The organism is Bacillus sp. JST-5, from assembly GCF_057747715.1.
Window position 1 is genome coordinate 21,265 of sequence record NZ_JBYLHW010000027.1, and the last position, 10,556, is coordinate 31,820.

11 protein-coding genes are annotated in these 10,556 nt (G+C 33.4%); 10 read left to right on the plus strand and 1 reads right to left on the minus strand.

Going from position 1 to position 10,556, the window contains the following annotated elements:
• Nucleotides 1-5: 5 nt before the first annotated feature.
• Complete coding sequence (gene yyaC, locus AC3ASS_RS07420; protein WP_488282883.1) at nucleotides 6-632, minus strand: spore protease YyaC; 627 nt, start codon at nucleotides 630-632, stop codon at nucleotides 6-8.
• 241 nt (nucleotides 633-873) lie between these two features.
• On the opposite strand from yyaC, the gene AC3ASS_RS07425 reads away from it, so the two are divergent.
• The 10 genes from AC3ASS_RS07425 to AC3ASS_RS07470 all read left to right on the plus strand — a co-directional run bounded on the left by AC3ASS_RS07425 (nucleotide 874) and on the right by AC3ASS_RS07470 (nucleotide 10,250).
• A complete protein-coding gene (locus tag AC3ASS_RS07425) occupies nucleotides 874-1,074 on the plus strand; it encodes a DUF951 domain-containing protein (RefSeq protein ID WP_488282884.1) in 201 nt (66 codons plus the stop codon).
• A 118-nt stretch (nucleotides 1,075-1,192) separates the two neighbouring features.
• Nucleotides 1,193-2,293 (plus strand): redox-regulated ATPase YchF, encoded by a 1,101-nt coding sequence (gene ychF / locus AC3ASS_RS07430; RefSeq protein WP_488282885.1) that lies wholly within the window; start codon nucleotides 1,193-1,195, stop codon nucleotides 2,291-2,293.
• Nucleotides 2,294-2,461: 168 nt separating this feature from the next.
• Complete coding sequence (rpsF, locus tag AC3ASS_RS07435) at nucleotides 2,462-2,749, plus strand: 30S ribosomal protein S6 (protein WP_488282894.1); 288 nt, start codon at nucleotides 2,462-2,464, stop codon at nucleotides 2,747-2,749.
• Nucleotides 2,750-2,823: 74 nt separating this feature from the next.
• Complete coding sequence (gene ssb, locus AC3ASS_RS07440) at nucleotides 2,824-3,312, plus strand: single-stranded DNA-binding protein (protein WP_488282886.1); 489 nt, start codon at nucleotides 2,824-2,826, stop codon at nucleotides 3,310-3,312.
• A 75-nt stretch (nucleotides 3,313-3,387) separates the two neighbouring features.
• The gene (rpsR, locus tag AC3ASS_RS07445; protein WP_488282887.1) at nucleotides 3,388-3,627 is read left to right on the plus strand and encodes a 30S ribosomal protein S18; all 240 of its coding nucleotides are present in this window, start codon (nucleotides 3,388-3,390) and stop codon (nucleotides 3,625-3,627) included.
• Between the two features lie 162 nt (nucleotides 3,628-3,789).
• Nucleotides 3,790-4,725 (plus strand): YybS family protein, encoded by a 936-nt coding sequence (locus AC3ASS_RS07450; protein ID WP_488282888.1) that lies wholly within the window; start codon nucleotides 3,790-3,792, stop codon nucleotides 4,723-4,725.
• A gap of 51 nt (nucleotides 4,726-4,776) precedes the next feature.
• Nucleotides 4,777-6,747 (plus strand): DHH family phosphoesterase, encoded by a 1,971-nt coding sequence (locus AC3ASS_RS07455; RefSeq protein WP_488282889.1) that lies wholly within the window; start codon nucleotides 4,777-4,779, stop codon nucleotides 6,745-6,747.
• Complete coding sequence (gene rplI, locus AC3ASS_RS07460; RefSeq protein WP_488282890.1) at nucleotides 6,744-7,193, plus strand: 50S ribosomal protein L9; 450 nt, start codon at nucleotides 6,744-6,746, stop codon at nucleotides 7,191-7,193. The genes AC3ASS_RS07455 and rplI overlap by 4 nt, the downstream gene beginning before the upstream one ends.
• A gap of 172 nt (nucleotides 7,194-7,365) precedes the next feature.
• Nucleotides 7,366-8,730, plus strand: a complete 1,365-nt coding sequence (gene dnaB / locus AC3ASS_RS07465; RefSeq protein WP_488282891.1) for a replicative DNA helicase — start codon at nucleotides 7,366-7,368, stop codon at nucleotides 8,728-8,730.
• Nucleotides 8,731-8,960: 230 nt separating this feature from the next.
• On the plus strand, nucleotides 8,961-10,250 hold the full coding sequence (locus tag AC3ASS_RS07470; RefSeq protein WP_488282892.1) for an adenylosuccinate synthase: 1,290 nt from the start codon (nucleotides 8,961-8,963) through the stop codon (nucleotides 10,248-10,250).
• Nucleotides 10,251-10,556 lie beyond the last annotated feature (306 nt).

A 10,556-nucleotide genomic window follows, 5' to 3' on the forward strand; every position in this document is an offset into this window, starting at 1 on the left:
CTCTATTAACTAGGGCTTTTCTTTATGATATCCTCATACTGTCCATGATGTTTATTTATTGAAAACATATGCTGTTCTTTTTGATAAAGGAAAGCGGTTTTTTTGATGCCTTTTGCAATCTTTTTTGCCATATTAATAACTAAATATAACCTTGTGTTTTGCAGAACAAAAAACTCCATAAACCCACTGATATTTACAATTCCAGTAATATGGATATCACCAACTTCAGGAAGAGTTTTGTGGACGCCTGCACCAGGTTTTAATGGTCCTTTTCCAACTTGAATGGATCCCACACTTTTTAAATTTCCTAAGCATGCATCAATAGCGATAATAAAAGGATTCGAATGATTCTCATAAATCTTTTTCAAATTTTCTTCTAAATTGACCGCATGGATAGGGGATTCAAGTGTGCCATAAACATAAAATGGTAAATCTTTATACTCCATTAAATCACTACCCACAAGAGGACCGAGAGAATCTCCAGTAGATCGATCGGTACCTATACATACACATATAATTGGTTGATTATTAATAGGTAGTAATGGTAGAATTTCCATTGCAATTTTATCAGCGGCAAGCGCTTCTTGATAAAAAATACGGTCCGATTTATATTTGTTCAACCATTTAGACATAACCATATTTTTTCTCCTTAGTAGTTTTAATACTTCATTATAGATAATTCCTTTAGAAAATATACGTGATTCATTTAAAAAAAATGAAAGTTTAATGGTTTCTAAGGGAAACACTTCCTAATAGATTGGAAAAGATGTACAATTAAATCAAAGAAAAAATTAGAGTAATTTTACATGTTTTCTAAGGTTATTTAGGAATAAGTCACGTCTATTAATATTGCTTCAGAGGAGTGGAAAATGAATGCCTAATGAATCTTATCATTTAAATGACATTGTTGAGATGAAGAAGCCACATCCTTGTGGGACTAATAGATGGAGAATTATTCGATTAGGCATGGACATAAGAATTAAGTGTACGGGTTGTTCACACAGTGTTTTATTACCAAGGAAGGAATTTGAAAAGAAGTGTAAAAAAATATTGGAAAGAAACGAAGAACAATAATCACTTCATTCACGTTTCCTTTAGGCAAGAGTGTTTAATCTTGTCTTTTTTTTCTATTCTATCTATAATTGTGAAAGGTTTATTATTAGACTGGTTTAATATAAGAGGAGTGGACATAATGGCTTTAACGGCAGGGATTGTAGGATTACCGAACGTAGGGAAGTCTACATTATTTAATGCGATAACTCAGGCAGGTGCTGAGTCTGCGAATTATCCTTTTTGCACTATTGATCCGAACGTCGGTATTGTAGAAGTACCTGATGAACGTTTAGAAAAATTGACTGAACTTATTCAACCAAAGAAAACAGTTCCAACGACTTTTGAATTTACGGATATTGCTGGAATTGTGAAAGGTGCCAGCAAAGGTGAAGGGCTGGGAAATAAATTTCTCTCCCACATTCGTGAAGTTGATGCAATTTGTCAAGTAGTACGTTGTTTTGAAGATGAAAATATTACACATGTAGCTGGAAAAGTAGACCCAATCGCAGATATTGAAACAATTAATTTAGAATTGATATTAGCTGATTTAGAAACTGTAGATAAAAGAATAAGCCGTGTAGAAAAAATGGCAAAACAAAAAGATAAAGACGCGATGCAGGAATTCGAAGTTTTATCAAAATTAAAAGAAGCTTTTGAAAATGAAAAACCTGCCAGAACATTAGAATTTACGGATGAACAATTGAAACTCGTTAAAGGACTGCATTTATTGACAATCAAACCAATTCTTTATGTAGCAAATGTAAGTGAAGAAGATATCACCGATCCATCTAACAATCAATACGTCCAAATGGTTCGAGAATATGCAAAAAAAGATAATGCGGAAGTTATTGTAGTATGTGCGAAAATCGAAGAAGAGATTTCTGAATTGGATAAAGAAGAAAAAGAGATGTTCTTAAAAGAATTAGGCATTAAACAATCTGGCCTAGATCAATTAATTAGAGCTGCCTATGATTTACTTGGACTTGCAACTTATTTTACAGCTGGTGTTCAAGAGGTAAGAGCATGGACATTTAAAAAAGGAATGAAAGCTCCTCAATGCGCCGGTATCATCCATTCAGATTTTGAAAGAGGTTTTATTAGGGCAGAAACTGTTGCTTATAATGATTTATTAAAATACGGTTCAATGAATGCGGCAAGAGAAGCAGGAAAAGTTCGTTTAGAAGGAAAAGATTATGAAGTCCAAGACGGGGATATTATCCATTTCAGATTCAATGTGTAATCGCAATCTGACTACTTATTTATTATAATCTAATGCTAATCCATCATTTTTATTCCAAACATTGATAATGAATTATTTCTATGATATAATTCTAACTTGTGAGTAATGTAAGTTGCTCCTTGCCCTAATACATTAGGGCCGTTAAGTCCAAGAGGAGGTGAATGTGTGATGAGAAAGTACGAAATTATGTACATCATCCGCCCAAACGTAGACGATGAAACTAAAAAAGCGATTATCGATCGATTCGCTAAAGTTTTAACGGATAACGGAGCGGAGATTGTAGAAACAAAAGATTGGGGTAAACGTCGTTTAGCTTATGAAATTAATGATTTTCGTGATGGTTACTACCAAATCGTTAATGTCCAATCTGAACCAGCAGCTGTTCAAGAGTTTGATCGTTTAGCTAAAATCAGTGAGGACATTATTAGACATATTGTTGTTAAAGAAGATGAATAATCATTGATGTTTCATACTTTTTGACAAATGTTTCACGTGAAACATTTGTCAAAAAGGAAAAGGAGTTGATTCTGTTGTTAAACCGAGTGGTTTTAGTAGGGAGATTGACGAAAGATCCAGAATTAAGATATACACCAAATGGAGTACCCGTTGCAACATTTACTTTAGCTGTTAATAGGACATATACAAATCAGCAAGGTGAAAGAGAAGCTGATTTTATTAACTGTGTAGTTTGGAGAAAGCCTGCAGAAAATGTAGCAAACTTTCTAAAAAAAGGAAGTCTTGCTGGAGTTGATGGAAGAATCCAAACTAGAAGTTATGAAGGACAAGATGGGCGAAGAGTCTATGTAACAGAAGTTGTAGCAGATAGTGTACAGTTTTTAGAACCAAAAGGATCACAATCTAGAATGAATAATTTCGGTGATTCTCCACAAGACTTTGGAGGACCATTTGGAACTAACCAGAATCAACGAAGAGAAAATGATTTTTCAAGAAATGATGGGGATCCGTTTTCTAATGACGGTAATCCAATTGATATTTCTGATGATGATTTACCGTTTTAAACGTTTCCGTCATATACATGACTTTTTCATTAATGAACGTTAAATATAAATAATATAAAAAGGAAGGTGAAAACAATGGCAGGACGTAAAGGTGGACGTGCAAAACGTCGTAAAGTATGTTATTTCACAGCTAATGGAATTACCCATATCGATTACAAAGACGTAGATTTGCTTAAAAAGTTTATTTCTGAACGTGGAAAAATTCTTCCTCGTCGTGTAACTGGAACTAGTGCCAAATATCAACGCATGTTAACACGTGCGATTAAAAGAGCTCGTACAATGGCATTGTTACCATATGTAGCTGATGAAAAATAAAAAAACAACAGGGATTCTTCCTGTTGTTTTTTTCATAGTTGGATTTTAATTGTAAGTATGTATTCTTATGAAAAAGGTTAAAGAGAATAATATTGTAGAAATACTCAAGCTATTATTTGAATGCTTTCTAGAAAAGTGATTTTTATCTGAAGAGGTGAAAAAGTGAAAGAAACAAAAAAACTAACGGAAGGTGCAATTCTTCTAGCAATTTACATTGTAATGTTGCTTCTTTTTTTATATGTACCTCTCATTGGAACAATCATTTCCTTTATTTTACCGGTTTCTTTTATTTATTTTAGTTCAAAAAATCATTTAAAAGACTCTTTACTATTGTTAGTCGCTGCAACCATCCTTACATTTATTGTTGGAGGTATATTTTCCATTCCAATAACCATTGCCTATGGTAGTACAGGAATAGTCATTGGATGGTTTATAAAGGAAAAAAAGGATAGAGTCATACAATATTTATCAGCTACAGTCGTCTTTTTAGTCAATCTCGTATTGATTTATGCTATATCTGTTGTATTTTTAAAAGTCAATATATTGGATGAACTAATCAATATATTGAATGAGTCAGTAGAGCAGTCAGAAAATATACTTAAAATGATGGGACAATCAGTAGATAATAATATCACAGAGTCACTGAATGAACTGGTTAGTATCATTCAAACGTTATTGCCGACATTTTTAGTCATGGCGGCTGCACTAGTTGTGTTATTAATGATTATGATATGCATCCCAATTGTAAGAAAATTAGGTATCGACGTAGAAAAAGCTCCGCCATTTAGGGAACTTTCGATGCCAAAAAGCTTGCTTTGGTATTATCTAATTGTAATGTTAATTACGATATTTATGAATTTGGAAAAAGGTACATATATTTATACAACGATATTAAATTTATTTTATATACTACAAACACTCATGTTAATCCAAGGTATTTCTTTTCTCTTTTATTATTCTCATAAGAAAAAAATGTCTATAGCGATTCCAATTATAGGAACAATTTTTTCACTTTTTATTCCTATTCTTAGTTCATTTATTCGTATATTAGGTATAATAGATTTAGGCTTTAATTTAAGACAGCGCATATCTAAATAGCGTTCTCAAAGTGGAGAATGTTCATTTAGATTTATTACGGGGGCTGAAAATATGCCGGTTTTTTTAAAAAAAAATAAAATGAAACAGTTAATATTTTTTCTGTCATTCATTACAATTTTATTCTTCGGTATACTCTCACTGTACCAATTAATTTTTGGGATGATTGGTATTATCATATTTGGCTGGTTTTTATATTTAATTTATTTGCAGGACATGAAATTTCGAAATGAAGTCCAAACGTATGTTGAAACATTATCCTATCGTGTAAAAAAAGTCGGTGAAGAGGCATTAATGGAAATGCCTTTTGGGATCATGTTAATTAGTGACGAGTACTTTATTGAATGGGCAAATCCTTTTTTAACTTCATGTTTTCATGAAGAAACTTTAATTGGAAAGTCACTGTATGATTTATGTGATCCTTTAATACCTATGTTGAAACAAGAGCTTGAAACAGATGTTATTACATTAAACGATCGAAAATATAAAGTTTATTATAAGAAAAGTGAAAAACTACTTTATTTCTTTGATATTACAGACCTAGCGATGATAGAACAATTGTATGAAGAAGAGAAAACCGTAATAGCCATCATTTTTTTAGATAATTATGATGAACTTACTCAAGGAATGGATGATCAAACACGTAGCAGTTTAAATAGTCTTGTGACCTCAATATTAAATAATTGGGCTAATCAATTTGGTATTTTCTTAAAACGGGTTTCTTCTGAAAGATTTATTGCAGTTTTTAATGAAAAAATATTATCTATTTTGGAAGAAAGAAAATTTGCTATTTTAGATGAAGTTAGAGAAACATCTTCAAAACAAAATGTACCATTAACATTAAGTATAGGAGTCGGATCAGGGTCAACATCATTACCGGAATTAGGAGCCATTGCACAATCGAGTTTAGACTTGGCATTAGGTCGTGGAGGAGATCAAGTAGCCATTAAACTTCCTAATGGAAAAGTGAAATTTTTCGGAGGAAAAACAAATCCTGTTGAAAAGAGAACAAGAGTCCGAGCAAGGGTAATTTCCCATGCATTAAAAGAACTCATTCAGGGAAAAGAAAAAGTTTTGATTATGGGGCATAAATATCCTGATATGGATGCCTTAGGTTCAGCTATTGGTGTTTTAAAAATGGCTCAACTAAATGAAAGAGAAGGATATATTGTCATCGATCAAAACCATATCGATAAAAGTGTAAAAAGAGTAATTCAAGAATTGAAAAACTATCCTGATTTATATAGTCGACTAATTACTCCAGAAGATGCATTACAAATGAGTTTAGAAGATACATTGTTAGTCATCGTTGATACTCACAGACCATCGTTAGTGATTGAAGAACGTTTAGTTAATCGAATTGATCAAATAGTTGTCATTGACCATCATCGAAGAGGAGAAGAATTTGTAAAAAATCCTTTACTTGTTTATATGGAACCATATGCATCCTCAACTTCAGAACTTGTGACTGAATTGCTTGAATATCAACCAAAAGGTAAAATTGATATGTTAGAAGCTACAGTTTTACTTGCGGGAATCATTGTTGATACGAAAAGCTTTACATTAAGAACTGGATCAAGGACGTTTGATGCTGCTTCGTATTTGCGTTCTCAAGGGGCAGATACTGTTTTAGTTCAAAAGTTTTTACGTGAAGATATTGATACGTATATTAAACGTTCTAAATTAATTCAATCAGTTGAGTTTTATAAAGAAAATATTGCTATAGCTAAGGCAAATGATAATGAAACATACTCCCAAGTTATTATTGCACAAGCGGCAGATACTTTATTGACGATGGAAAATGTTACAGCTTCTTTTGTCATTTCCAAGCGAGAAGATGGTGTGATAGCTATTAGTGCTAGATCATTAGGCAAAGTAAATGTCCAAATTATTATGGAGCTGTTGGACGGAGGAGGACATTTAACGAATGCTGCGACACAATTAGCTGGGATGACAATCAGTGAAGCAGAAGAAAAACTGAAAAAAGCTATAGATGAAATTGTGGAAGGAGGAAAAGAAACATGAAGGTCATCTTTTTAAAAGATGTTAAAGGTAAAGGAAAAAAAGGAGAAATAAAAAATGTAGCTGATGGATACGCTCAGAACTATTTGTTTAAGAATGGGCTTGCTATAGAAGCGACACCGGGAAATTTGAAAACTTTAGAGGCACAAAAAAATAAAGAAAAGCAAAAAGCACTCGAAGAACTAGAACAGGCAAAACAATTAAAAGAACGATTAGAAAGTCTAACTATTGAAATCTTTGCAAAAGCAGGTGAAGGCGGCAGATTGTTTGGTTCTATTACATCAAAGCAAGTAGCAGAGGAATTAAATAAGAAATATAAGATTTCTATTGATAAAAGAAAGATGGAGATGGAGGATGCCATTCGTTCATTAGGTGTTACGAAGGTACCAGTCAAACTTCATAAAGATGTAACAGCAATTTTAAATGTACATGTAAAAGAAATAAGTTAAAATTGGATATAAAAAAATATGAAATCCATGATAGAATATTAATAGAAAAAAATGTGGTCAGTTTTGTACTGATCACTTTTTTCTATTCTCATCAATTCCTTTATGGTAGACTCCATATAAAAGTGATAAATTGAATTTTCATATAAGAACGGAAAGAAGGGAGGTATATTTCATGAATGATATTCTCCTAGATCGTATTCCTCCACATAATATGGAAGCTGAACAAGCAGTTATAGGAGCGATTTTTTTAGAACCAGAGTCATTAACGATAGCTTCTGAAATTTTATTGCCTGAAGATTTCTATCGAAGTGCTCATCAAAAAATATACCAAGCTATTTTAAAACTAAACGATGAAGGTAAAGCAGTAGATTTAATTACGGTTACTGAAGAACTCGCTGCTTCAAAACAATTGGAGGAAGTTGGCGGAGTTTCATATTTGAGTGATTTGGCAGGATCAGTACCTACAGCTGCTAATATTGAATATTACGCGCGAATTGTAGAAGAAAAATCACTCCTTCGTAGACTAATTCGAACAGCAACAAATATAGCGCAAGATGGTTATTCCCGCGAAGATGAGGTCAATGAGTTACTAAATGAAGCAGAAAAAAGAATTATGGAAGTGTCCCAAAGGAAAAATTCGGGTTCGTTCCATAATATTAAAGATATATTAGTTAGAACATATGACAATATTGAAATGCTGCATAATCGAAAGGGAGATATTACTGGTATTCCAACTGGTTTTGCAGAATTAGATCGAATGACAGCCGGTTTTCAACGTAATGATTTAATTATTGTAGCAGCTCGTCCTTCTGTTGGTAAGACAGCATTTGCATTAAATATTGCCCAAAATGTTGCTACAAAAACGAATGAAAACGTTGCTATCTTTTCTTTAGAAATGGGTGCCGAACAGTTAGTAATGAGAATGCTGTGTGCAGAAGGAAATATTGATGCTCAGAGACTCAGAACTGGATCATTAACCGATGAAGATTGGCGAAAATTAACTATGGCCATGGGAAGTTTATCAAACTCTGGTATATTTATTGATGATACACCAGGTATAAGAATAAGCGAAATACGATCCAAATGTAGAAGATTAAAACAAGAGCATGGTTTAGGGATGGTGTTAATTGACTATCTCCAACTAATACAAGGAAGCGGGAGATCGTCTGAGAATCGACAACAAGAAGTTTCTGAAATATCCCGATCATTAAAAGCTTTAGCTAGGGAATTAGAAGTTCCAGTTATTGCGTTATCACAGCTTTCTCGGAGTGTTGAGCAAAGACAAGATAAACGCCCGATGATGTCAGATATTCGTGAATCAGGAAGTATTGAGCAGGATGCTGATATTGTTGCTTTTCTTTATCGCGATGATTATTACAATAAAGAAACAGAAAATAAGAACATTATTGAAATTATTATTGCCAAGCAACGGAATGGTCCGGTAGGTACCGTCCAACTTGCTTTTATAAAGGAATATAATAAATTTGTAAATATTGAACGGAGATATGATGAAACATCTGTACCTCCTGGAGCATAAGGCCTGTGAATGCAGGTCTTTTATTTTTTGAAAGTACGAAAAATAGATAGAAAAATGCAATATTTACGATTTATTGGTTACAACTAATAAAAAGGGAGAAATAAAAACGAACATTCTTTTACAAATATAGAATATTGTTCGTAATTATATTGACTTTCCATGACCTCGATAGTAACATATACATGTTAAAGATAATGAGGTTCTGTATGAACTTTTTGGAGGTGCGTCCAATGACATCCGTTGTAGTCGTAGGTACACAATGGGGAGACGAAGGTAAAGGGAAAATCACTGATTTTTTATCAGAAAACGCAGAGGTAATTGCAAGATATCAAGGAGGAAATAACGCAGGCCATACCATTAAATTTAATGGTGAAACGTTTAAGCTTCATTTAATTCCTTCTGGTATTTTCTATAAAGATAAAGTTAGTGTCATCGGAAATGGGATGGTTGTCGATCCAAAAGCATTAATTCAGGAGTTAAATTATTTACATGACCGTGGCATCTCAACTGATAACTTAAAGATCAGTGACCGTGCTCATGTAATATTACCATATCATATAAAGTTAGACGAAGTAGAAGAAGAAAGAAAAGGGGCAAATAAAATAGGGACAACCAAAAAAGGGATTGGTCCTGCTTACATGGATAAAGCAGCTAGAATTGGTATCCGAATTGCTGATTTGTTAGATCGTGAGGTATTTAAAGAAAAGCTAACTAGAAATCTTGAAGAGAAAAATCGCTTATTAGAAAGATTTTATGGAACTGAAGGTTTTAAATTAGAAGATATATTTGATGAATACTATCAATATGGTCAAGAATTTAAAAAATACGTCTGCGATACATCAGTAGTATTAAATGATGCTCTAGATAATGGAAAAAGAGTTCTATTCGAGGGAGCCCAAGGGGTCATGCTCGATATAGACCAAGGTACATACCCATTCGTAACTTCTTCTAATCCAGTGGCAGGAGGAGTAACAATTGGTGCAGGTGTTGGACCAACAAAAATTAAACATGTAGTCGGAGTATCGAAAGCATATACTACTCGGGTAGGAGATGGTCCGTTTCCTACCGAATTACATGATGAAATTGGAAATCAAATCCGCGAAGTAGGAAGGGAATATGGTACGACAACAGGACGTCCTCGAAGAGTAGGATGGTTTGACAGCGTCGTAGTTAGACATGCAAGAAGAGTTAGTGGAATTACAGACTTATCTCTAAATTCATTAGATGTACTGACTGGTATAAAAACATTAAAAATTTGTGTGGCTTATAAATACAATGGAAAAATTATTGAAAATTATCCTGCAAATTTAAGGATTTTATCAGAATGTGAGCCAGTATATGAAGAATTGCCAGGCTGGACTGAAGATATTACAAATTGTAAGTCAATCGATGAATTACCGGTAAATGCTCGAATGTATTTAGAAAGAATTTCTCAATTAACTGGTATTCCACTTTCTATTTTTTCAGTTGGACCTGATCGAACACAAACAAATGTTTTAAGAAATGTATACAGTGATTAAAAAATAGGATATTGTTCTAATTTTTTAAAACAACGTGAATTGCTTTATTATTCACGTTGTTTTTTTATGTGCGCCCGGCATGTACATGAACTATAGGGTGTAAGTCCCGAACGCCGAAGACAGAAGTAGAGGTTAGCCAAGAGCAAGGGTGTCCGTGGTGACGCGGAATCTGAAGGAAGCTGGAGGCAAAACACCGGTCCGAGGAACACGAACCTCATATAAGGCTAGATATGATTGAGTGAGTTTGCATAACAAAACAAAGCTCTTTCTGTCGAAGGTCATATCGAGTAAATGAGGCGGATAGAT